The following is a 21,989-nucleotide window of genomic DNA, read 5'->3' as shown; positions in this document are numbered from 1 at the left end:
GGGAAGGGGTGGCTGTGTTCATCTTCGCAACCTCCGGCAAGGGCGGGGCCGGCCGCTCGGTGGTCGGCGCCAACGTGGCCTATCGCAGCGCCCTGACCGGGCGGGACACGTGCTACCTCGATTTCAGCTTCGCGTCGCCGACAGCCGGCACCGTCTTCGACGTGCCCGCCGTCGCGGGCGGCACGGCGCGTGGGGGTACGCAGTCGTACCTGCTCGCCGAGAGCAGTGAACCCGACCGCGTCGACGTGTGGGCCGGGTCGGGTCACCCGGCCCTGCGCCGTCGACCGCCGGGCGCCGGTCAACTCGTCCTGTTCCCCGGTGACCGCGGCGGCTCGGAGTTCGTCACCACGCCCACGATCGACAAGCGGTGCGCCGAACTGCTCCTGCATCTGGCGGAGGAGTTCCAGGTGGTGATCGTCGATCTGAGTGCGGGCCGGTCCTTCGCCGTCGACATGGCCCTGGCCGCCACGGCGATGCCGGTAGTCCGCAAGGTCCCGGCGCGGTGGCTCGTGTTCCACAGGTGGACCCGCGACCATGTGACGGCCGCCACCGGCCTTGTCCACGACGATCGCGGTCTGCTCAAGGTGGCCCGCCAGCGCGGCCACGACACCGAGGCCTTCGAGGAGGGTCTGCACTTCGTACGGACCGCAGTGATCGATCCGTACGCCGAGGGGGCGACGCTCACCCAGGCGCAGACGGAGTTCCTGCGGGCCTGTGACCGCGATCTGACAAGGCTCGCCGGCGGCATGGCAGCCGACCGGACGACCGTGCCGTTCGATGCGCTGCTGCACGGGCGTGAGCAGTTGGTCTGCGACGACGACCAGCACGAGCGGAAGATCGCCGGAGCCGGCACTGTCGCCTCCTTCGAGCGGCTCCTGACGATCATGGTCGACGGCGAGGAGGCCTGTTGATGGGTGTGGACGTCACGTTCGCCGAGGCGACGGTCGGGCGGCGTACGGAATCCGTTCCGCTCTCGCACCTGTCCGTTGAGGTGGGTCATCTCTACTCGGAAGGTTACGTTCCCGGCGACGGCGAGATGCTGCGGCATCTCGCTCGGAGCGAGCCGTGGCTCCGGGCGGCAGGAGAGTCCTGCCGCCGCCGGTTGCCACCCCGGGTCCGACCCCGCCTGAGCACCTGCATCCTCATCGACGACTACGCGAACGAGATCCCGCCGCCGGACGAGGTGATCAAGCAGCTGAACGTCGCCTGCGAGCAGACGGGAGTCGTCATCGACTACCTCGCCCGCGAATCTGCGTGCGCCGAGGCGGACGGGCTCAGGCTCGCCCGGCTCGTCGCCGACCGCCTGGTGCCCGACCCGGCTTCTCGGGTCACCGGCGCCGGCTCGTTCGCCGCCGAATCAGGCTGGCTCTGCAACGGACGGCGCTCTCCGGGCGAGATCCGGCCGGCAATGCGCCCGCCCGTGCACTGGTCGCCGCCCGTGGAGAGCAGCACCCCCCGGCACAGCATCTTCGTCGACGTCGAGCTGTGGTCGCAGGACGCCGGGGTGCCGACGTGGTCGTGCGCCCTGTTGGCCTCGGTCTGGCAGTTGGTGCGGCTTGGGCTGCTCCGCCGTCACGGCGCGGTGGTGGCCCGTCCGCAGCGGTTCGATCCGGCCGCGACGCTGCCGACCGACTGGACCACGATGCCACCGGTTCTGCAGCTCAATCCCGACGCCGAGCCGTTCGCCGCCTATCAGACGTGCTCGGTGCTCCGGTCGCAGTTGCTGCCGGTGGAGCACGCGGTGCGGACCATCCTGAGCCAGATCGCCGTGGACGCTGACCTCCTGGACGAACTGCAGCGCCGAAGCACGGCCGAGCGCATCGAGCTGCCGCAGCGGATCGTGGATCGGATCGCCTACATCTTCGTCAACGACTGAACGGCGGCCGCCGCGGCGAGCTGATCGCGGATCCACTGCACGCAGGCCGTCCACTGGCGGGTGAGGCCCGCCTGCCGGTCCAGCTCTTGCGTCAGGGCACTCATCGAACCGGGCACTCGGGCTCCGGGCATCCACAGGCGCGTGAGGTGTTCGACGAGAAGGCTGAGCCGCCGGACCCGGACCGGCGGCGGCCACGACGTGGCGGCGAGGTCGTCCACCACCGAGGACACAGTGGTCACCAGCCAGTCGTGCAGCGCCAGGTCCTCGCAGAGGAGTCGGGCGGCGGCCGGGTCGTGGCGGCCCAGCGTCACCTCGAGGGTGCGCGCCTGCCCGGCCCCGACCGTGAAGGTCGCCCGGGCGTCCACCGATGACCGGTCGTCCACCGTAATCGACCAGCGCAGGGTCGTACGCGGAGCCCGCAGCGGCGGCCGCCGGTCCAGCAGATCGCCACGCTGCACCCGGTCGAGCAGCTGCATGGCCACGGCGTCCAGGTCGAGGCTCGTGTGCGGGACTTCGAAGCGGCCGGCATCGCCGCGCAGGTATCCGTCGACCACGGCGGGTGCGCTCACCTTGCCGATCGCATCCAGCTGCCCAGGCCGGCCGAGGTAATTGTGCCAAGGCAGGCGAGTGCTGGTCGCAGCCCGTTGCAGCCGAGAGTCCACCGAGGACTGCGCGACGCGGCCACCGGTGAGGCTCGCCCGGCCGATGACAGTGCCGACGAGCCGTACGCGACGTCCGGTGCCGCTGGGCGCGTCACAGTCGACGCCGGTGAGCACCTCGGGTGAGGTCGTGCAGGCCATCGGGCGGCGCACCGACACCACGGTGGCGCCTTCGACGAGGTCGAGCAGTTCGGCCGCACGGCCGACCGGCAGCGCACCGGAGTGCTGCACAAGACCTGTGTGCACCGCGCCGAGGGTCAGCATGTGTCCATTGTGCCGTCTGCTCACTCCCGTCCGTGGGGGAGCATCCGGACCTCGGGGATTCCGACATGGTTTCAGAGCCCATAGGCTGTCGACTGCGCGGTGGATGGCACATCGAGGCCACGCGGGAATCGAACCCGGGCGCAATTGTGCAGATCGATTCTCACCAATAGGGTAAAGGGCCAGGTCCGACGACGAGGGCCCGGCCGTGTATCTGGAGGGTGTACGCCACGTCCTCGCCCCCGGAGGACGTCATCGCGGCGACCTTCTCAGCCGCCGTTCACGAAACGGTGGTGCCACCGGCGGGCAACCCGTCGCGGATCAATCGAGCACCCCCGCGCACTGATCGGCTCGCGGAAGGCGTGCCCCCGTTCGGTGGTCGCGATCCGGGACGGAAGTCCGACGTTGTGTGTCTGATCGCTCACGGAGGACTCAATCTGAAACCTGGCTCGCCATGGGGCGGTCGGTACACAGAGGACTGTGGAGGCTCGGATGTTGGTCATCGCGGAGGAGCGGCACACCTACCCACCGGACGGTCGAATCCCCAACCTGGAGACCGATGAGAAGGCGTGCGGCGACATCCTGACCAGGATCGAGCCGCTGCTGCCCACCGAACTACGGGGGGAGGTGGTCGGCGCGTTGGTGAGCTGGTCGGAGAGCACCCTGCTGGACGGTCAGAGGTTCGGGACGTGGGCCGAGGCCATCACCGCCGCGACCAGCTACGCGCGGCGGGAGGCCACGCGGGCGACCGATACCGGTCAACGGCATCGTGACAAGGCCGTCGACGGTGACGATCTGGCGAAGCTCAACGCGGCGGTGGCGAGCACGGGGCGGACCGGCGACCCGCAGATCGTGTTGCGCGACGAGAGCCGACGGTGGGCCAACTGCGGCATAGCCGCGTTCCAGATCCGTGAGCAGTTGCGGGACAAGGGCGGCGAGCCCGTCCAACTGTCGGGCGAGACCTATCGGGCTGGGCAGGGCGTCGAGCTCCGGAAAGCACTGCTCGCGCGGCCCGCCAGCCCGGAGACCGTCCTGTTGCTCGACTGCCAGTTCCCGCAGGTGCACAACTTCGTCATCGAGGTGCACCGCGACAAATCGCGCTACCTCGCCCAGGGTTACCAGGGTGCCTACTTCGCCCACTGGTGGCTCGGGCTGAACGGCGGCAGGTACTCCGGAACGCCCACCCCCGAGATCCTCGCCCTGCGTGAGCGATACGGGATGGGCCGCCCGATCAGCAAGGAGGACTACGAGAGCATGCTCGACGGCCTGGTGGCGGCCGTCTCGTCCGACTGGCAGGAGACCGCGAACCAGTGGAAGGTCCTGCCGTTCAACCCGGACCGGCAGGAGGTCGACTCGATCCGCCAACGGTCCGCATCGCCGACACTCCTCGTGGAGGTGTTCGAGCTGCGCAAGCCAGCGGCGGCTCGCGCCAAGCTCGGCGGTGACAGCGCCGCCTCCCTCAGTGTGCTGGCGACCCGAGGGCTGACAACCGACTGACGGAGTGGTCGCGGTGGGCACAACGCCCTGCGCGGGGGGACCCGGAGGGGGTCCCGCCGCGCGGCTCAACGGCGTTGCTTAGTCCAGGCCCCAGGTGAAGGCCTGGTTGTTCGACGTCGTGTAGCAGGTGAACTGCATCATGTCGGCGCCGTTCTGCACCGAGTTGCCCTCCACCGCCATGCACTTGCCCGTGCCGCGGTTCTTCAGCTGGTAATAGTCAGCGAACCCGGAGGTGAAGAGCTTGATCGGCAGCCACTGGTCGTTGAGGCGGGCGTCGCCGCACCCCTGCGTGACGATCTTCTCCCGCTCGGTCTTCGACGCGTTGCGGACGGCCATACACTTTCCGCCGTTGCGGTAGGAAATGTGGTAGTAGCCCGAGCTGGTAGTGGTGAAGTTCCAGTTGCGGAGCAGTCCTCTGTCGCAGAGATGCTGATCGACAACGGTCCCGCTCGCCGACGCGTACGCCTCGGGGTGGATGCAGTAGTCGTTCGTGTACGGCTGGATCACCCACGGGCCGGTGGTGGCTGCCGCCGCTGGGCTGCCGGTACCGACCAGCGTCGCCGCGATCATGGCGAGCACCGCCACCAAACCGGTCATCGTTCTGCGCTGCATGAGGGGCCTTTCCTTCGTCCAAAGTGGAAGATCGGGGTAAGGCTAACGATCATGCTCGATGTGCGCCACCGTCGGCCACCTTTTGCCACCGGCCGGGAACGGGACCCCGGGAGGTCCCGCTTCCCGGCCGCAGGGCGTGCCTACGACGGGGAGAACCAGGTGAAGGCCTGGTTGTTGGACGTCGTGTAGCAGGTGAACTGCATCATGTCGGCGCCGCTCTGCACCGAGTTGCCCTCGACCGCCATGCACTTGCCGGTGTTGCGGTTCTTCAGCTGGTAGTAGTCGGAACCACCGGAGCCGAAGAGCTTGATCGGCAGCCACTGGTCGTTGAGGCGGGCGTCGCCGCACACCTGCGTGGCGATCTTCGCCCGCTCGGTGGTCACCGCGCCGCGGACGGCCATGCACCTTCCGCCGTTGCGGTACGAGATGTGGTAGTAGCCCGAACTGGTCGTGGTGAAGATCCAGTTGCGGTTCAGTCCACCCTCGCAGAGGCGCTGCTCGACGACGACGTTGAGCGCCGACGAGTAGCCCGCCGGGTGGAGGCAGTAGAGGTTCGTGAACGGCTGGACAATCCACGGGCCGGAGGAGGCCGCCGCCGCCGGACTGCCGGTGCCGATCAGCGTCGCCGCGATCATGGCGAACATCGCCACCAGGCTGGTCATCATTCTGCGCTTCATGAAGAGCCTTCCGTTGTCCAATGTGGAGGGACCGGTAAGGCTAGCGATCATGCTCGATGCACGCTACCCGAGCAGGCCCGCGAGCGGCGAGATGCGCGCACTGTGAGTGAGTGCGGCGTCGCCTCCTCAGCGACCTGACGGCTCAGGCAGGTTGTCGCGAGCCCACTCGGCGAACGTCGTGACGGGGATGCCGAGGGCCCTCGCGTACTCCGGGCGAGCGGGTTGGCCCACAACGTTCATCTGCTCGTGGGATATGCCGGCCCACTCCGGCATCCCTGCGGCGACCGCCTCCTCCTCGGTCATGTCGGGCGCGGTCAGTTCGACGCCCAGAGCGTCGGAGAGCGTCTTGGCGATCTCGGTCATCGTCAGGTGGTCGCTCGCCAGCTCCAGTTCGACACCGTGGAACCTATCGGGTTCGGCGATGGCCGCGGCGGTCGCGCGGCCGATGTCGTCGACCGCGACGAGGGAGAGCGAGGTCTGTGGCTTGAGGACCGTCGCCAGCCCGCCGGCGACGCCCCGGGGGAGCAGGTACGCCACCGAGGGGAGGAGGTTGTCCATGAAGAAGCCCGGCTTGATGAGCGTCCAGTGCGTGAAGCCCGCCTCGCGTACCCGATCCTGGATTGCTGCCTTTGTCGTGTAATAGGGCTCCATCGTCACCCAGCGGCCCTCGGCCCAGCCGGGCGCCTCGGTGTGCTGGCCGGCGCCACTGACGGAGGTGTGGACGAACTGCGGCACCTTCGCGGCCAGCGCGCTTTCGATCAGGTTGACGCCCTGGGCCAGCTCGCCGTCGAAGTTGATGGCGTTGCCGTCCATCGCGGGCATCTGCACCGAGAAGACGGCCCGTGCTCCGTGCGCGGCCCGGACCAGCGAGTCGCGATCGTCGAGGTCTCCGGTGACCAGTTCGGCCCCGAGGGCTTCGACCGACCGCGCGCGGTTGGTCGCGGGATCACGGACCAGTGCCCGGACGGGTACGCCGGCCGCGAGCAGGGCCCGAGCGGTGGCACCACCCTGCCTTCCCGTGGCGCCGGTGACCAGGACGGGTGCGGATTTGGCGCCGACGCGTCCCTGGAGCAGATCGCCCGCATCGCCGGAGTCGGTTCGGCCACCGTGCGCCGACACTTCCCGAGCCGCCACGCGTTGTTGGACGCCGTCTTCCGCGGCGTGATCGAGAACCTCGGCGCCCGCGCCCGCGAGCTGTTCGACGCCGCCGACGCGCGGGCCGCGCTGCTGGACTGGCTCGCCGCCGTCAACGGGAACGTCGCCACCATCAGAGGGCTGGCCATCGCACTGACCCGCGACTGCATGGCCAGCCCCACCGACGCGCACGAGCACTGCGCCACCGCGCAGCTCACCGAGGCGGGCGAGCCGCTCGTACGCCGGGCCGCGACGGCGGGCGCGGTGCCACCAGAGGTGACCATCACCGATCTGCTCGCGCTGATCACCGGCATCGCCCTGGCCACCGAGCATCACGCCGATCCCGCCGCCGCCGCGACCCGACTGCTCGACCTGGCGGTAGCGGGAATCAGCCCACGCCGAGGGTGACGGGGCGCGAGCTCAGGTGGTGCGGTCGGGCACCGCACACCCGTCCGGGGCGCACATGCCCTCGGCCGCACCGACCACCGGCAGCGGCTGTGGTGTCGGGTGGCTCTCGGTCCACGCCTTGTCGATGACCGCGAGCAGGTCGTCGAGGCCGATCGCTCCGGGGACGGCGAAGCGGCCGTCGAAGACGAGGAACGGCGCGCCGCGTGCCCCGAGGCGCTGTGCCTCGCGCTGGTCGGCCGCCACGCGGGCCCGGTAGCGGCGGCTTCGCAGGGCGTCGGCGGCCCCGGCGCTGTCCAGACCCACCTCGGCGGCGAAGTCGAGGACCTCCTCGACGGTCCACAGCTTGCGGGCCTGCCCGAAGTGCACGCGGAACATCGCCGTCCAGATCTCGGCGCCGCGCCCCTGGTCGGTCGCGTACGCGAGCAGTTCGTGGGCGAAATCTGTCGGCCCGAGCGTGCGGTCCACCGCGTGGTAGGGCGTCAAACCCTCCGCCTCGGCCGCACGCTCGATGGGCCGCAGGACCCGGTCGATTGTCGTCGCGGGAGCCCCCGCCATCGTGATCAACTCTCGTTGACTGAGGCCCGCTCGGGGCAGGTCGGGATGTAGCTGGAACGACCGGTGGATCACCTGGACCTGACCGCCGTACGGCAGCCGGTCCAGGGCCTGGTGGAGCCGGTGGTCCATCAGCCCGCAGTACGGGCAGACGATGTCCGACCAGAACTCGATCTTCACGGTTCTCCTCCTCGATTCTCACTTCTTGTTCGTAGGGCCATGATGCGTCAGAATCGGAGAGCCACAAAAGGTACATTCATGTGCGTAGCGCGGGCTGCGCGGAGGGGTGGCGAGGATGAGCGCAGGAGATCTCCGGCGCAGGCGCACCAACGTCCGGGGGAACGTCCGGGCCGCCCCGGGGCCCTGCGCACACTGGAACGACGAGGACGCCGACTTCATCCGGGAGGTCCTGGACCTCGTCGGCGACAAGTGGAGCGTGCTGATCATCGGCACGCTGGCCGACGGCCCTGTCCGCTACTCGGACCTGGGCGACGCGATCCCCGGCATCTCCCAACGCATGCTCACGCTGACCCTGAAACACCTCCAACGCACCGGGCTCGTCAGCCGGACGTCGTACCCCGAGGTGCCACCCCGCGTCGAGTACGCCCTCACCGACCTGGGCAGGTCACTGCTCTCCACCGTCCTGGCCCTGGCGGCCTGGTCCGCCGACCACCACGCCGAGATCCGCCGCCACCAGACGGCGTACGACAGCGGCAGCGCGACCTGACCGACTCATGCTCGCAGTTGGGCGACGACCACCCGGGTGGTCTGGGCGATGAGGACGTCGTCGGGGGTGGCGTCCCTCGTGTCGCGGCTGGAGAGCACGGCGAGCACGATCGGGGCCCGGTCGGGCGGCCAGATCACCGCGATGTCGTTGCGGGTGCCGTACCCACCGGTCCCGGTCTTGTCCCCGACCACCCAGCCGGCCGGCACCCCGGCGCGGACCAACGCCGCGCCGGTGGTGTTGCCCCGCAGCCAGCCGCGCAGCACGTCGCGGTCCGCCGGTTCCAGGGCAACCCCCACTGTGTACGCCCGGAGGTCGCCAGCCAGGGCCCGCGGGGTGCTGGTGTCCCGCCTGTCGCCAGGTGTTGCCTCGTTCAGCGCGGTCTCGTAGCGGGCGACGTCGGTGACGGTGTCGCCCAGCGCGCGCAGCTTCGCCTCGAACCCCGCCGGTCCGCCGAGGTGGCGCAGCAGCAGGTTGCCGGCCGTGTTGTCGCTGTAGCGCACGGCGGCGTCGGCGAGGGCGCGCAGGCTCATGCCCTCGCCGACGTGCTTCTCGGTGATGGGGGAGTGCGCCACCAGGTCCCGCGCCGAGTACCGCACCACGCGATCCAGTTGGGCGTCGGTGGTGCCGTCGAGCACCTCGGCGGCAGCGAGGGCCTTCCACGTCGAGGCGTACGCGAACCGCTCGTCGGCGCGGTATTCCACAGTGCGACCGGTGCCCGTGTCGACGGCGGAGATGCCCAGCCGCGCCCCGAACTGCTCCTCCAGTTGCCGGAACTCGTGATCGGCGGCCGGCGGCGAGGCGAGCGTCGCCTCCGGGCTCGGCGTCGTCCGCGCCTCGGTGGCGTCGTCGCCGCTGCCGCACCCCACCAACGACACCAGCGTCGCCGCCGCCGCCACCGCGATCGCCAGTCGTCGGACCGAAACCGCCATCGTCGTTCCTCCTGAGGGTGCCGTCGGTCAGGGCAGGATCTCGACGTACCCGTCGCTGCCGTGCACGCGGATCCGCTGCCCGTCGCGGATCAGCCGGGTGGCGTCGAGCACGCTGACGACAGAAGGTAGGCCATACTCTCGCGCGATCACCGCGCCGTGCGTCATCAACCCGCCGACCTCCGTCACCAGGCCAGCGATACCGACGAACAGGGGAGTCCAGCTCGGGTCCGTGTGGGCAGTGACGAGGATGTCACCCGCTTCGAGGTCGGCCTGTGCCATGTCCAGGATGACGCGGGCGCGTCCTTCCACAGTCCCGGCGGACACCGGCACACCGGCCAGGGCGCCGGCCGGCACGTCGTCGCGTCGGTACGCCCCGGTGATCGCCTCGCCGTCGGAGGTCAGCACCCGGGGCGGGGTGAGCCCCTGGTGTGACCGATACTCGTCGCGGCGCCGCCGGATCAGCTCGTCGTCCACCCGGTGCGAGCGCACGACCTCGTGGAACTCCTGGAACGTGAGGTAGAAGACCTCTTCGGCCTCGGTGAGCACGCCGGCGTGCACCAGCCGTTCGGCCTCAGCCAGCAGCGCCTGCTTGTAGACGAAGTAGCGGCTGATGATGTCGTACTTCGGGTACTCCCGGTAGCCGATGAAGGCCCGCACCCGGTCGATCATGCGCGCGGTCTCGTCGGCCTTCTGCTCCCCGTCCGGCAGCGCCCGCAGGCGCGCCAACACCTCCTGCGCCTGCTGCCGCGCCTGCTGTTCACCCTGCTCGAAGCGCCGCCGGGCCGCGCCCGGCTCGAAGAGCTTGACGTTGTCCAGCAGCACGGGCACCAGCGTGCCGGGGCGTTCGCTCCACCGCGGCCTGGTGATGTCGATCTCGCCGACGCAGCGCATGCCGTACCGGTCGAGATACGCCTCGATGGCGGCGCGCGCCTCGGCCCCGCCCGCGACCTTTGGCAGCTCGTCGAGGAAGTCGTCGTGCGCGACGTCCTGGAGGAACGCCACCACCTCCGGATGCGGACGGATCACGTCGGCGACGTCGAGCAGCGCCAGCCCCATCTCCGACGTGACGTTGCCGGGTGCGGAGAGCGTGAGGGTGTCCGCGGCGTTCTTTTCGCCCAGCCACTCGTGCAACCTGTCGTTGAGCCACCAGGTGGCCTCCATGCCGGCCATGATCGCTCGCATGTTCAGCGGATCACCGAGGACCCGCTTGTGCTCCTGGAAGGCCTCCAGCAGAAAGTCGAACAGCGCCGTACCGGTCACCGTCGCGATATCGCGCCGCAGGGCGGCGATGGACGCCTCGCTGCGCTCGATCAGCTCGGCGACGACGGCCGGGTCGGTCTCGGTCGAGGTGGACGCGCCGCCGGTCGTCGGCCTACCCGGACCGCCCTGGTCCGGGAGCGTCGGAATGAAGTCTCCGCGGTCGATCAGGGTCTCCAGCGCGTCCCTCATCAGCGGATCGTCGCGCCCCGCCATCGTGAGGAAACCGGCGCGGCCGGCGGGGGAGGCCAGCAGTCGGGTGGCGTCGACGAACAACCTCCCGCCGGCCGCCAGCATCGGGGCCATGGCGGTCAGCTGCCACATGGAGAGCCCCAGCGGCCGCATGGCGTCGGTCATCATCTGCTGGTGACCGACCGAGAGGTAGACGTGGTTCTCCTGGTCATCGGCCGCCGGGATGGGGAACAACGTGGTGATCGGCCGGCTCTGCACGATCTGGAAGTCGTCGTCGACCAGGCACCACTCGATGTCCTGCGGACGGCCGAAATGCGCCTCGATCCGTCGCCCGAGCCGCACGAGTCGCACCACCTGAGCCCGCGTCAGCGCCGGCTGCTCCTGCCGGTGGGTGTCGATCGCCACCTCCCGCGTGCCGCCGCCGGGCAGCGCCGCGACGGCTCGCTGCTTCGCGGCGACAGTGCCGGCGACGACCTCGCCGTCGCGCACCGTGAAGACGTCCGGGTTCACCAGGCCGGACACCAGGGCCTCGCCGAGGCCGAAGCTGGCATCGACTGTCGCGACAGTCCGGTTGCCCGTCACCGGGTCCGCCGTGAACAGGATGCCGGAGGCATCCGGAAAAACCATCTGCTGTACGACGACAGCCATCTGGACGGTCCGGTGGTCGATGCCGTTGCGCAGGCGGTAGATGACGGCCCGCTCGGTGAACAGTGACGCCCAGCACCGGCTGACGTGCCGCAGGATCGCCTCCGGCCCCACCACGTTCAGGTAGGTGTCCTGCTGGCCGGCGAAGGACGCAGTGGGCGTGTCCTCCGCCGTCGCGCTGGACCGCACGGCGAAGGCGGCCTGCTCGCCGAACCGGGCGAGCGCGCCGGTGATCGCGGCGGCCAGGTCGCCCGGGATCGGGGTCTCCTCGACGCTGCGGCGAATCTCCGCGCTGAGCGTGTGAATCGCCTCCCGGTCGTCCGGGCTCAGGCGCGACAACTGATCGAGCCGATCGTTGATCGCCGGCGTCTGCGCCATGATCCGCCGGAAGGCGGCCGTCGTCACGCAGAACCCCCCCGGCACCCGGATGTCGTCGATTCGGGACAGCGCGCCCAGGTGCGCGGCCTTGCCGCCGACGACCGACACCTGCGTCTCGTCGACCTCTCGAAGATCCAACAGCGGTGCCCGGTCGCCGCGGTTCCCGTCCATCGACAACACACCCACGTCTGGCCCCCGTTACCTCGTTTGTGCTGGTCCGGCCGCCGATTCTGCGCCACCACCGGGGTCTTGCCGCAAGCCCCCAGGTGCGGTATACGTTAGAAGTGGCAGGGAGAGGGATCTCCTTGCCTTTTGTTGTTCTTCGGGGCTGTCGGGCCCCGCTCAGTCGTCGGGGAGCCGGCGCGGCTCGAATCTCAGCCCTCGGCCGAGCTGCCAGGAGGCGGTCGGCCAGGCCGCGACGAAGCCGGCTATCAGCCCGAGCTGACCGGCGAACCAGAACGTGGGGCTGTCGGGTCGCAGAGGCGGCTCCGGCAAGACCACGCGATGCGCGAGCGTCAGCCATACGAACAGCGCCACCTCGAACGCGGTGATGGTCAGCAGCTCGATCCTGCCGACATTCGACAGCGCGTGCCAGACCTTTCCGAGGCTGCGACCCGGCCCGGCGAAGTACCGGAAGAGCACGGCGATCGTCACCGCCATCAGGTAGTCCCCGGCGTAGTCGAGCCACAGCGGGTCCTCGGCCGGGTCGAATCTCACGGCGTACAGGGCGACCTCGGCGACGATGAACCCGAGAGCGCAGTGCGCGCCGCAGCGGGACACGTGGGTGACGACGATGGCCCGGCGGGGCCGTCGCGGTTGCCCCTCCTGTCGCCGCCGTGAGAACGCCTCGGGCCTGCCCCAGTTCCAGTAGAGGCGGACAGCGGCCGGGCCGATGTAGAGGACGGTCACCAGCCAGACGATCTCCATGACCCGGACCGGCTGACGGTTTCCGCGGAGATAGGTGTCGGCCAGCACGACCGCGAGGCTGACGACGCCGAGCGCGAGCGAAGCCCATGAGAGCGCTACGAGCCAGGTTGGTTGCATCCCCGCCCCTTCCGCCAGCTGGGCGAGTCTTTCACGGCGTACTCGAACGGATCGGCGGATCGGGCGTTCCCGCGTGCCGGCGCGGACGGATTCACCCTTCCCGGCCCCGCCTGGACGGTGGAGTGAGCCAGCCGGCCGCTGCACTACGGTGCAAGGGTGACGAGTGCCCCCCGCGAAGCGGAAGCGCGTGTCGGTCCGGTGGGCGCGCTGCTCTCCCGGCTCCTGTTCCTGGCGATCTGCCTACCCGGACCGGTCCTGCTCGTCACCGCCGTGACACTGGACCCGCCGCGATCGTCCAGCGACTTCTGGGGTCTGCTGGTCGGTGGCGTCCTGGCGACAGCCATCGGTGTCGGGTTCGGCGTCTTCGGCTGGCGGGTGGTGGGCCGCTCGCGCCGCGACGCGCGTCGACTGTCAGCCGCCGGTGTCGCCGCGACGGCGGAGATCCTCGCGGTGGCGAACCACCTGGCTGGAGAGAATCCCGAGCTGGAAGTCCACCTGCGCATCAGCGGGCCGGGATTCGCCACCTTCGAGGCGGACACGATCCGCGCGACCGACCCGGCCCTCGTGCCCGGCGCGGTGCTGGCCGCCGTCGTGGAGCCCGCCGACCGCCTCTTCGCGATCATCTGAGTCGGTTCGAGGCTCGGACGTCGGCGATGCTGCCCATTCGCGGGGTCGAAGCGCCGTCGCCACGCTGGCACACTCTCGGGAATGGTCGACTGGTATGCGCGGGCCGAAGTGGGCGGCGACGTCGTCCGGATCTCGGAACCGCACGTCAACGAACTGTTGTCGGCGAACATCTGGTGGTTGCGGGGCACCGACCGGGACATCGTGATCGACGCCGGGCTCGGCGTCGTCTCCCTAAGGGAGGCGATTCCGGGCCTGTTCGAGCGCGATCCGATGATCGTGCTCACCCACGCGCACCTGGATCACGTCGGTGGGGCGTCAGAGTTCGGAGAGCGGGCCGCCCACCCCGCCGAGGCCGGGGTCTTGGCGACGGGCGTACCGGCGAGCCTGTACGGCGCGGAACTCTTCGACAAACTCGGGATCGACGCCGCCGGAGAAGACATCCCGGAGCTCATGATCGACGTCCTGCCCGATCCCGACTACGACCCGGCTGCCTACCGCGTCGCACCGATGACCCTGCACCATCTGCTCGACGACGGCGACCGGGTCGACCTGGGCGGGCGGGTGCTGACCGTGCTGCACCTTCCCGGCCACACGCCGGGGAGCATCGCCCTGATGGAGGAGCACACCGGGACCCTGTACTCGGGCGACATCGTCTACGAGGGCGCCCTGATCGACGATCTGCCGAACTCCGACGTGGCCGCGTACCGGCGAAGCATGCAGGTCCTCGTCGACCTCGACGTGTCCGTCGTCCATCCCGGCCACGGGGACAGCTTCGACCGGACGCGCCTACGCCAGTTGGCCGAGACCTACCTGCGCAAGACTGCCGCCGGCGTTGCCGATGAGGAAAGCCGACATATAGCATAATTCGCGAGGTGCCTCCCCAAAGGGAAACTTCACGGCTTACCCGTAGCCCGGGACGGCTGCTGGCCTTCAGCGACGGTGTCTTCGCGATCGCCGTGACGCTCCTCGTGCTGGAGATCCAACCGCCCCACGACTTCGGTCGCCTCGTCCAGGGGCTCGGTGCGCTGTGGCCGTCGTACCTGGCGTACACGCTGAGCTTCCTGCTCATCGGGCAGGTGTGGGTGAATCACCACGTCATGTTCGACCGCGTCCGGCACGTCGACCGAGTGGTGCTGTTCCTCAACACGTTGCTCCTGATGGTCATCGCGTTCCTGCCGTTCTCCACGTCACTGCTCGCCGACGCGTTGCGCGCCGAACAGGGGCTGCGCGCGTCGGTCGTCGTCTACGGCGGCACACTGTGGACGGCGGCGGCCCTCTTCAACATCGTGTGGGCGCACCTCCGCCGGGCCAAACTGCTGGACCCCGGCCTCGGGCCGCTCGGTGCGCGGGCCATCGGCCGCCGCTTCGCGCTCGCCCTGGTCTGGATCGGCTCCGGCATCCTCGTCGGCGCGTTCGTGCCGATCGCCGGCGTCGCCATCATCGCCGCGTTCCTGCCCGCCTACTACCTGCCCATCCGTGGCGAGTACGGCGAGGATGACACCCCCGTCGGGCAGCCAGCCCGGTAACTAGAGTCGGTGCCATGCGGATCAGGATCGACGGCAGCGATCTCCCAGGTCAGCGTCCCGGTGCGGAGGCCGACGCGCTGCGGCGGGGCAACGTGCACGTCGGGGTGCAGCGCAAGGCCGAGGTGGTCGATCAGGTGCCGGCCGACGCGGCACGCGCCACCTGGTCCTTCGAGGTGTCCAGTCGCGAGATCGACGGTGCGCTCGACGTCGGTGGCCCCTGGGTGCACGGCCGCCCCGGGGCGCGGTTTCTCTATCTGAGCTGGGGCGCGGTAACCCAGGACGGCTTCGCGATGTTCCGACGAGCGAAGCTGATGTTCACCGACGTGCCGACCGCGCTGCTGCGCGCCGCCCACGAGGGCAACGGGACGCTGGTTGGCCGGGTCGGGTTGACCGATGCCGCCGGTGGGCCGATCTGCGCTCGGGTGCACCCGCCCGCCATCGCCTGGGCAGTGGAGTGAGTGTCGTCGGCGACTAGCTGCCGAAGTCGACGCCGCTGAGGGAGACGGAGCGGTACGCGGCGAGGCGTTCGGCCTGCGCGGTGATGGCCTTACGCGTGGTGTTCGACAGCCGTTGCCACGGCTGGACGGCGACAGTGAACGTCCTGCCGGACTTGCGGGGCCGCCAGGTGCCGACCAACTCGCCGTCGACCAGGACGGCGCCGGGGCGACCCAACACCGGCCACAGCTCCTTGGCGTGGGCGGCGTCCGGCACCAGCGTTGCCCGGTCCTTGGCCTGGAGGAAGAGGTCGAACGGGCCGAGCAGTCGGGTGACAGTGCCGTCGGCGGACTCCAGCGCCTCCTCGTCGGCGGCGAGCAGTGAGCGCACCTCGCGGTCGACAGTCACCTCGATCACATCGTCGGGCCAGCGCGCCTTGACGTCCTTCACCGGGGCGTCGAGATAGTCGGCGACCTGTTTCGGGGTGGCCGGACCGAGCAGGCGAAGATAGGCGCGGATGAGGTCGAAGCGGTTGCCCGTAGCGGCCGCTTTCCTGAACCCGGTGATGCGCCGCAGGACCGGAGGTGAGGTGTCGAGCTGCAACTCCAGTCCGGCCCGCAGGGCGGCGAGCCGGAACGGCATCTCGTAGAGGTGCGTGGCGTCGCACGGGCGGCAAAACCGCAGGTAGGGCTCGGGCAGCATGGTGGCCAGGCGGGCGGAGACGTCCCCCTTGACCGTCGGCGTGCTGACGATGGCCCGCATCCGGCCGGCGATGTCGTCCAGGGCCGCGAGGGTGTCGATGCCGGCGGCCTTCAACGGTTTCGCGGCGTCGTAGATGCGCTTGCCCGCGTCGGCCGAGGAGTTGGGTTCGACGGCGGCCGCCACCTTCGCAACGTCGGTCCGGCGGTAGAGGTGGGGAGCGCCCCGCACCGTCCACAGCAGGACCAGGTCGGTGTCGGACACCGCGGTCACGTCGACCCCGCGTACCGCCAGCGCCCACCGCCCGCCGTCCGGACCGGTGTTCTGCACCCCGAGGTCCAGGACGGCGGTGTCGGCGAGCGTGCCCTCGGCCCGGTCGAGCTGTTGGGCCCGGACCCGGAAGTTCATCACCTGGTGCCGATCGACCATGTCAGCACCCTAGTTGGGGCGGCGCGCCCCGTGGGTCCAGGCGCGCAGTGCCCATTCGACGGGGCCGTACCGGAACCGCCGCAACCACCACGAGCTGACCACCAGTTGCACCGCGAAGATCACCAGTGCGATCAGCAGTGTCTGTGCCGGCGAGGTGCGGCCGACCAGGCCCCACCCCACGCCGGTGAAGACGAGCACACACACGAGCGACTGGGCCAGGTAGTTGGTCAGGGCCATCCGCCCAGCGGGCGCGAACGCGTCCGCGAGGCGCGGCCGCCGCGTGAACAGGCGCAGCAGGGTCGCGGCGTAGGCGGCGGCCAGGAACGGCGCGGTGACGATGCTGACCATCAGTCCGGTCAGGTTTGCCGTAGAACCACCGACCGCGAACACGACGGCGCCGGCCAGACCGATCGGATACCCCACCCGTTCGCACCGGCGTAGCAGGTCCTGGTGGGCGGGCACGGTGGCGAGCAGCCGGTGCTTGCCGGCGGCGAGGCCGACGAGGAACGCCGCGAACGCCAGCGGCCCCTGCACGGCGAGGCCGCCGATCATCGCCGGCATCGACCGCAGGTGCTCCAGGACGACATCGCCGAGGCCGCCGCCCAGGGCCAGCGTCGAACGGGCACCGGCGCTGACCGCTGTGGCCTCGTCCGGGACCAGCGTGGCACCGAGGACCGCGGCGATCCCGACCACGACGGCGATGCCGCCGATGATGGACGCCGCCGCGATCAGCGCGGTGCGGGGCTCGATCCGCCGGACCGCGAGCAGCACGAGACCGAGCAACGCGTACGTGGTGAGGATGTCGCCGTGGAACAGCAGCACCGCGTGCAGCACACCGAGGACGAACAACCCGGAGAGCCGGCGCAGGAACGCCGGGCGGAACGCCGCGCCGCGCCGAGCTGCGGAGTCGAGTTGCAGTGTGAAGCTGTAGCCGAACAGGAAGGCGAACAACAGGTACGCCTTCATCGCGAAGAACAGCTCCACCGCGCCGGCGATCAGCAGGTCGACGGCGCCGCGCGCCGGATCGTCGACCAGGTGGAAATCGTAGCCGGAGCTGAAGAACACGATGTTCACCAGCAGGATCAACAGCAGCGCGCTTCCACGCAGCGCGTCCACGACGGTGATGCGGGCGAGGGTGTCCCCGGGCGAGGGCTGTGGGTGGCCGTCGCCTGATCGGTCGAGCCGTGTCACATTCATGGTGTCCAGCCTCGGCAGCGTGGCCCGCTGCCGTGAAGTGTTTCCGTCACACGGACTGTCGTGACGAAAAGACACCATCCCTGCGGTGGGGGAGGCGATTTCCCTCCGCGCGGCGATCCGCTCGCCGCGCCGTTCGGCGACGGTGATCTCAGAGGTGCCAACGCCCGCCGCTGATGGAGACGACGCCGTGACTCGAACACCACACACGAACGCCATGCCCGCCCCGCCGCCGCCCTGGGCCCGCCGAGCCGGGCACGTGGCCTGGATCGCCCCCGTACTGGGGTTCATCCCGCTGCACGTGCCCTGGATCCTCGGCATCCCGCTGTTCGCCAACCCCGGTCCGTTCCGCGAGTGGTACCACGGTCGGGGGCCCGGGGTGGGGGACCACCCCGTCGACGGTTTCCTGGGGCTGCCGGCCGGCGCGTTCTACCTGGGCCTCCTGTGCGTGCTCGCCGGGCTCGGCGGCGTACTGGCGCTGGGGCTCATTCAGGACTGGGGCGTGGTCTTCCCCCGGTGGGTGCCGTGGCTGCGCGGACGTCGGGTGCCGCAGTGGTTGCCGCTGACGCCAACGGTGCTGGGATCCGCCCTGATGATCGGCTACTCGGCGACCCTGCCCTGGCAGTTCGCCGCGGACCTGCCGGAATCCAGCGCAGAGGACATCTTCACCCCGACCGGCGTCCTCATTGGTCTCCCGCTCCTGCTGGCCTGGGCGGTCGCGTTGCCGCTGGCCGGATGGTCCTACTACCGCCGTACCCGTGCACCGCGACGTGACAGGTGACGCTTGTCGGGCCCCATCCGCTGACCGGCCAGCGCCGCCGTCGGTGCGGCCGGGAATGGGTTGCCAACGGCTGGGCGCGGTCGTCACCTCAGAGGAGTAGGGCCACCCCGGTCAGCGCCAGTCCGATTACGGCCATCACGACTCCGGTGAGCCGATATTCTGAAGTCCTGGCTGGATCGTATTTGACCAGGCCGAAGTGGCCTACCAGGCGGGCCATTCCAATGGGTCGCCATGCCAACAGCGCGCCGGCCACCACGGAGAACAGTCCGACAATGAGCACGATGGTCATCGTCAGATGCTAGCGCGACCTACGCGGAACTTCAGTGCACGAAATGGTGCTGGACTCAACGGGCGTCGGCCTCTCGCCACTGCGTAGGGGCGTCTCAGCGCCGTCGGCTCCGGTGCCGAGTCACAGCCCCGGCCAGGGCCATGGACACCGCCACCACGGCGGCCACTGCCAGCACGATTGACGCTCCAGCCAGTGCCACAGGGACATCGTACGTCGACTCGCGTCGCCTGTCTCGTCTGGCGCCAATGCGTCCGCAGGGCCGCCCTGAACGGTCAGAAGAATGTTGTTTGAACGGTGGCGTAAAAGGCTTCTTCAACGTTGCAGTTTGGTCCGAGCACGCACGAGCAATTTCATAAGGGGTCCATACTCGGTGTCGCTGGTCGGTGAGCGTCGCCGACGCGATTCCAACCTCCCGACAGCTCGTGAGCCTCTGTACCAACCCGGTCGCCCCCGGCCACCAGACGAAGGGGTGGCCGGGGGAGATCCCGGTCAGGCCACCAGGGAGACCCGCCCGTTGTCCAGGTCGTAGCGGGCGCCCACCACCCGCAGCGCGCCCTCGTGCACCTTCTCGGCGATGATGGTGCTGCGTGCGCTGAGCGCCCGCACCTGGGCGGCGATGTTGGCGCGCACCCCGTTCTCCACCGGGTCGCCGGGCTGGTCCAGCACCGGCTCGACGACCGGACGCAGGGCGTCCACGATGGTGCCGATGTGCCCGGGGGCCGTACCGCCGGTGTGGATGGCGTCGATGGTGGCGGTGATCGCGCCACAGCGTTCGTGGCCGAGGACGACGATCAGCAGGCTGCCGAACTCCTCCACGGCGAACTCGACGCTGCCGAGCAGCAGGTCGTCGACGATGTTGCCGGCCACCCGGTTGTCGAAAAGGTCACCCAACCCCTGGTCGAAGAGCACCTCGGGGGCCACCCGGGAGTCCGCGCAGCCGACGGTGATGGCGAACGGGTGCTGGCCGGCGGCGAGCCGGTGCAGGTCGGTCAGGCCCTGGTGCGGGTGCCGGCCGTGGCCGGAGGTGAACCGCCGGTTGCCGGCCTGTAGCCGACGCAGCGCCTCCGTCGGCGTCTCGACCGGGTTGTCGGCTGGCGCGGCGGAGGCGGCGGACGGGCTGGGTGTGGCCGCGCCGAGCGCCACGGCGGCGGCGCCACCGGCGGTCAGCAGCGAACGGCGGGACAGGTGGGGACGTGCCACGATCATCTCCCTGAGGTGAGGCAACTCGCCTCTTCCTACCAGCCCGCTGTCCATATAGGTGGGTGCTGCCGGATGGTCATTAGATGAAGCTCACAGAGACCCGGCGCCACCGACCGCGATGAGCGGGCGACGATCCTGAGCGACGTGCGGGTGACCGCGCCCCGAGTAGCAGCGAGAACGGGTTGACCTTGACACAGTGACAAGGTCTTCACTGGGGCGGAAAGGGGTGATTCCGATGACCACGCCGCAACAGGACACGAACGCGATGAGGGCTCTGCATGGGCTGGGAAACAGCGACCCGTCGGTACGGCTGCGCGCGGCGCTGGCGGTCGGCACGGCTCCTGACCCGCAGCTCATCGACACGCTCATCGAGCGCTGCGCGGTCGAGCCCGAGTTCTCCGTACGCGAGATGCTCACCTGGGCACTCCTGCGCCACCCACCGGCACTGACCGTTGCCAAGCTCACCGATGAGCTCCGCTCGGAGCGCGCGCAGGCCCGAAGTCAGGCATTGCACACGCTGTCCAAGATCGGGGATCGGCGAGCCTGGCCGGCGATCACCCGGACGCTGCTGACCGACACCGACGACGAGGTGGCGCGCAGTGCCTGGCGCGCGGCAGTCGCGCTCGTACCCTCTGGCGGGGAGCCCGAGTTGGCCACGGTGTTGTCGACGCAGCTCGGGCGGGGCGGGCGTGAGATGCAGTTGAGCCTCAGCCGGGCGCTGATCGCGCTCGGCGAGGTGGTCATGCCGATCCTGCGCGCCGCGATGGGGGATCTCGACCCGCGCGTACGCGCCCACGCGGTCGCCACACAACGTCTGATGCAGGACCCGGATGCCGGGTTCGAGTTCGCGATCGAGGCGGCGAAGCGTGTCGTCGCCCTCGGCCCGACGCACGAGAAGGGATGACGCCAGGTGTTGATCGGTGAGGTGGCGCGACGGTCCGGGGTCAGCGCGCGCATGCTCAGGCATTACGACGCGCTCGGGCTGATCCGGCCTACTGGTCGTACCGGTTCCGGCTATCGCGAGTACACCAGCGAGGACATCCGGCTGATCTTCCACGTCGAGAGCCTGCGGTCGTTGGGCCTGTCGCTACGAGACGTCCGCCGTGCGCTCGACGATCCCGGCTTCACCCCCGCCGAACTCGTCAACGACCTCATCCGGCGGACACGACTCCGCATCGCGGATGAGATGGAGCTGCTCACCCGACTCCGTCGGATCGGTGCCACGGACCCGTCCGACTGGGAGGACGTCCTGCAGGTCGTCACACTCCTGCGGGCACTGGGCTCGGAAAGCGCGGGCACCCGTCAACGCGCCGCCCTGTCCTCGGTCGGTGAGGGGCCGGTGCCGGTGGAGGCACTTGTCGAGGCGGTGCTGAGTGAGTCGGACCCGAACGTCGCCGGAGCCCTGCGCTGGGCGCTGGCGCAGTCCGGCGACGGCGGGTTGGCGTTGCTGGCCGACGGCCTCGGCTCCCCGGAGGCCGAGGTACGCAGGCGCGCCGTTCAGTCCGTCGCCGAGATCCCGCACGCCGCTGCGACCGACGTGCTGCGGGACGCCCTCACGCACCCCGACATCGTGGTCCGCGGGTACGCGGCTCTGGCGCTCGGGGCGCGCGGAGTGGCGGACGCGCTTCCCACGCTGATCGACATGGTCATCGAGGAGAGCAAGGATGTCGACGCTGCCGACGCGCTGAGCCTGCTGGCGGCCGATCCCGCGCTGGCAGACGAGATTGCGACCCGGCTCGTTGCCTGCCTCCGGCAGGGCGGCGTCGCACCGTCCGCACGGCGACGGCTGACCGAGGCGTTGGCGGACATTCCGGGGAGCACGGCCGTAAGCGCCCTCACGGACCTGTCGCACGACGAGGACCGCGCCGTCGCACTGACGGCGACCTCCATCCTCGCGCTTCGTGCCGCGACTGCGCCATGATCGAACACTGTGGAGCCGCCGAGGATGGACGGGACGCCGA

24 protein-coding genes are annotated in these 21,989 nt (G+C 70.0%); 12 read left to right on the top strand and 12 right to left on the bottom strand.

The genetic code is table 11. The features are described 5' to 3' along the window. Nucleotides 1-14: 14 nt before the first annotated feature. The gene (locus AB0C19_RS19190) at nt 15-911 is read left to right on the top strand and encodes an SCO2523 family variant P-loop protein (protein WP_357186932.1); all 897 of its coding nucleotides are present in this window, start codon (nt 15-17) and stop codon (nt 909-911) included. Beyond that, on the top strand, nt 911-1,876 hold the full coding sequence (locus AB0C19_RS19185; RefSeq protein WP_357186929.1) for an SCO2522 family protein: 966 nt from the start codon (nt 911-913) through the stop codon (nt 1,874-1,876). The genes AB0C19_RS19190 and AB0C19_RS19185 overlap by 1 nt, the downstream gene beginning before the upstream one ends. Here the strand turns inward: AB0C19_RS19185 and AB0C19_RS19180 are convergent. Continuing rightward, entirely contained in the window at nt 1,855-2,799 is a 945-nt protein-coding gene (locus AB0C19_RS19180) for an SCO2521 family protein (RefSeq protein WP_357186926.1), read from the bottom strand. The two genes, AB0C19_RS19185 and AB0C19_RS19180, sit on opposite strands and share 22 nt — an antisense overlap. 489 nt (nt 2,800-3,288) lie before the next feature. On the opposite strand from AB0C19_RS19180, the gene AB0C19_RS19175 reads away from it, so the two are divergent. After that, nucleotides 3,289-4,293, top strand: a complete 1,005-nt coding sequence (locus AB0C19_RS19175; RefSeq protein WP_357186924.1) for a hypothetical protein — start codon at nt 3,289-3,291, stop codon at nt 4,291-4,293. Nucleotides 4,294-4,371: 78 nt separating this feature from the next. Here the strand turns inward: AB0C19_RS19175 and AB0C19_RS19170 are convergent, their stop codons facing one another. From AB0C19_RS19170 to AB0C19_RS19160, 3 genes are all read right to left on the bottom strand, one after another. Further along, nucleotides 4,372-4,905: an RICIN domain-containing protein gene (locus AB0C19_RS19170; protein ID WP_357186921.1), complete on the bottom strand. Its 534-nt coding sequence runs from the start codon at nt 4,903-4,905 to the stop codon at nt 4,372-4,374. A gap of 140 nt (nt 4,906-5,045) precedes the next feature. Further along, complete coding sequence (locus AB0C19_RS19165) at nt 5,046-5,582, bottom strand: RICIN domain-containing protein (RefSeq protein WP_357186918.1); 537 nt, start codon at nt 5,580-5,582, stop codon at nt 5,046-5,048. A gap of 126 nt (nt 5,583-5,708) precedes the next feature. After that, entirely contained in the window at nt 5,709-6,701 is a 993-nt protein-coding gene (locus AB0C19_RS19160) for an NmrA/HSCARG family protein (RefSeq protein ID WP_357186915.1), read from the bottom strand. Here AB0C19_RS19160 and AB0C19_RS19155 point away from each other — a divergent pair. After that, complete coding sequence (locus AB0C19_RS19155) at nt 6,591-7,124, top strand: TetR/AcrR family transcriptional regulator (protein WP_357187058.1); 534 nt, start codon at nt 6,591-6,593, stop codon at nt 7,122-7,124. The two genes, AB0C19_RS19160 and AB0C19_RS19155, sit on opposite strands and share 111 nt — an antisense overlap. Before the next feature lie 12 nt (nt 7,125-7,136). Here the strand turns inward: AB0C19_RS19155 and AB0C19_RS19150 are convergent, their stop codons facing one another. Beyond that, complete coding sequence (locus tag AB0C19_RS19150) at nt 7,137-7,856, bottom strand: DsbA family oxidoreductase (protein ID WP_357186912.1); 720 nt, start codon at nt 7,854-7,856, stop codon at nt 7,137-7,139. A 115-nt stretch (nt 7,857-7,971) separates the two neighbouring features. On the opposite strand from AB0C19_RS19150, the gene AB0C19_RS19145 reads away from it, so the two are divergent. Beyond that, nucleotides 7,972-8,403, top strand: a complete 432-nt coding sequence (locus AB0C19_RS19145) for a helix-turn-helix domain-containing protein (protein WP_357186909.1) — start codon at nt 7,972-7,974, stop codon at nt 8,401-8,403. Nucleotides 8,404-8,408: 5 nt separating this feature from the next. On the opposite strand, the gene bla is transcribed toward AB0C19_RS19145, so the two are convergent. The 3 genes from bla to AB0C19_RS19130 form a co-directional block, all read right to left on the bottom strand. Then, nucleotides 8,409-9,332, bottom strand: coding sequence for a class A beta-lactamase (gene bla, locus AB0C19_RS19140; protein WP_357186906.1), 924 nt, complete (start codon nt 9,330-9,332; stop codon nt 8,409-8,411). A 27-nt stretch (nt 9,333-9,359) separates the two neighbouring features. Then, nucleotides 9,360-11,975, bottom strand: a complete 2,616-nt coding sequence (rph, locus tag AB0C19_RS19135; protein ID WP_357186903.1) for a rifamycin-inactivating phosphotransferase — start codon at nt 11,973-11,975, stop codon at nt 9,360-9,362. A gap of 171 nt (nt 11,976-12,146) precedes the next feature. Further along, on the bottom strand, nt 12,147-12,848 hold the full coding sequence (locus AB0C19_RS19130; RefSeq protein ID WP_357186900.1) for a DUF4396 domain-containing protein: 702 nt from the start codon (nt 12,846-12,848) through the stop codon (nt 12,147-12,149). Nucleotides 12,849-13,004: 156 nt separating this feature from the next. Here AB0C19_RS19130 and AB0C19_RS19125 point away from each other — a divergent pair, with 156 nt between their 5' ends. The 4 genes from AB0C19_RS19125 (at nt 13,005) to AB0C19_RS19110 (ending at nt 15,459) form a co-directional block, all read left to right on the top strand. Further along, complete coding sequence (locus AB0C19_RS19125) at nt 13,005-13,475, top strand: hypothetical protein (protein WP_357186898.1); 471 nt, start codon at nt 13,005-13,007, stop codon at nt 13,473-13,475. An 81-nt stretch (nt 13,476-13,556) separates the two neighbouring features. After that, nucleotides 13,557-14,339, top strand: a complete 783-nt coding sequence (locus AB0C19_RS19120) for an MBL fold metallo-hydrolase (RefSeq protein ID WP_357186895.1) — start codon at nt 13,557-13,559, stop codon at nt 14,337-14,339. An 8-nt stretch (nt 14,340-14,347) separates the two neighbouring features. Beyond that, nucleotides 14,348-15,001 (top strand): TMEM175 family protein, encoded by a 654-nt coding sequence (locus tag AB0C19_RS19115; protein WP_357186892.1) that lies wholly within the window; start codon nt 14,348-14,350, stop codon nt 14,999-15,001. A 14-nt stretch (nt 15,002-15,015) separates the two neighbouring features. Further along, complete coding sequence (locus AB0C19_RS19110; protein WP_357186889.1) at nt 15,016-15,459, top strand: DUF5990 family protein; 444 nt, start codon at nt 15,016-15,018, stop codon at nt 15,457-15,459. 13 nt (nt 15,460-15,472) lie between these two features. Here the strand turns inward: AB0C19_RS19110 and AB0C19_RS19105 are convergent, their stop codons facing one another. Continuing rightward, nucleotides 15,473-16,564 (bottom strand): winged helix DNA-binding domain-containing protein, encoded by a 1,092-nt coding sequence (locus AB0C19_RS19105; RefSeq protein WP_357186886.1) that lies wholly within the window; start codon nt 16,562-16,564, stop codon nt 15,473-15,475. A gap of 9 nt (nt 16,565-16,573) precedes the next feature. Beyond that, complete coding sequence (locus tag AB0C19_RS19100; protein WP_357186883.1) at nt 16,574-17,761, bottom strand: DUF418 domain-containing protein; 1,188 nt, start codon at nt 17,759-17,761, stop codon at nt 16,574-16,576. Between the two features lie 187 nt (nt 17,762-17,948). Between AB0C19_RS19100 and AB0C19_RS19095 the strand changes: the two genes are divergently transcribed. Continuing rightward, complete coding sequence (locus tag AB0C19_RS19095) at nt 17,949-18,539, top strand: hypothetical protein (protein WP_357186880.1); 591 nt, start codon at nt 17,949-17,951, stop codon at nt 18,537-18,539. A gap of 88 nt (nt 18,540-18,627) precedes the next feature. Here AB0C19_RS19095 and AB0C19_RS19090 read toward each other — a convergent pair whose 3' ends face one another. Continuing rightward, complete coding sequence (locus AB0C19_RS19090) at nt 18,628-18,828, bottom strand: hypothetical protein (RefSeq protein ID WP_357186877.1); 201 nt, start codon at nt 18,826-18,828, stop codon at nt 18,628-18,630. A gap of 489 nt (nt 18,829-19,317) precedes the next feature. Beyond that, on the bottom strand, nt 19,318-20,034 hold the full coding sequence (locus tag AB0C19_RS19085; protein ID WP_357186874.1) for a carbonic anhydrase: 717 nt from the start codon (nt 20,032-20,034) through the stop codon (nt 19,318-19,320). Nucleotides 20,035-20,293: 259 nt separating this feature from the next. On the opposite strand from AB0C19_RS19085, the gene AB0C19_RS19080 reads away from it, so the two are divergent. Both AB0C19_RS19080 and AB0C19_RS19075 read left to right on the top strand, forming a co-directional pair. Continuing rightward, on the top strand, nt 20,294-20,932 hold the full coding sequence (locus AB0C19_RS19080) for a HEAT repeat domain-containing protein (RefSeq protein WP_357187055.1): 639 nt from the start codon (nt 20,294-20,296) through the stop codon (nt 20,930-20,932). 6 nt (nt 20,933-20,938) lie between these two features. After that, complete coding sequence (locus AB0C19_RS19075; RefSeq protein ID WP_357186871.1) at nt 20,939-21,949, top strand: HEAT repeat domain-containing protein; 1,011 nt, start codon at nt 20,939-20,941, stop codon at nt 21,947-21,949. Nucleotides 21,950-21,989: the final 40 nt, after the last annotated feature.

Source organism: Micromonospora sp. NPDC048842, assembly GCF_040649935.1.
GTDB classification, from domain to species: domain Bacteria; phylum Actinomycetota; class Actinomycetes; order Mycobacteriales; family Micromonosporaceae; genus Micromonospora; species Micromonospora hortensis.
The sequence above is the reverse complement of the archived record's forward strand: the minus strand, read 5'-3'. Positions and strand labels throughout refer to the sequence as shown.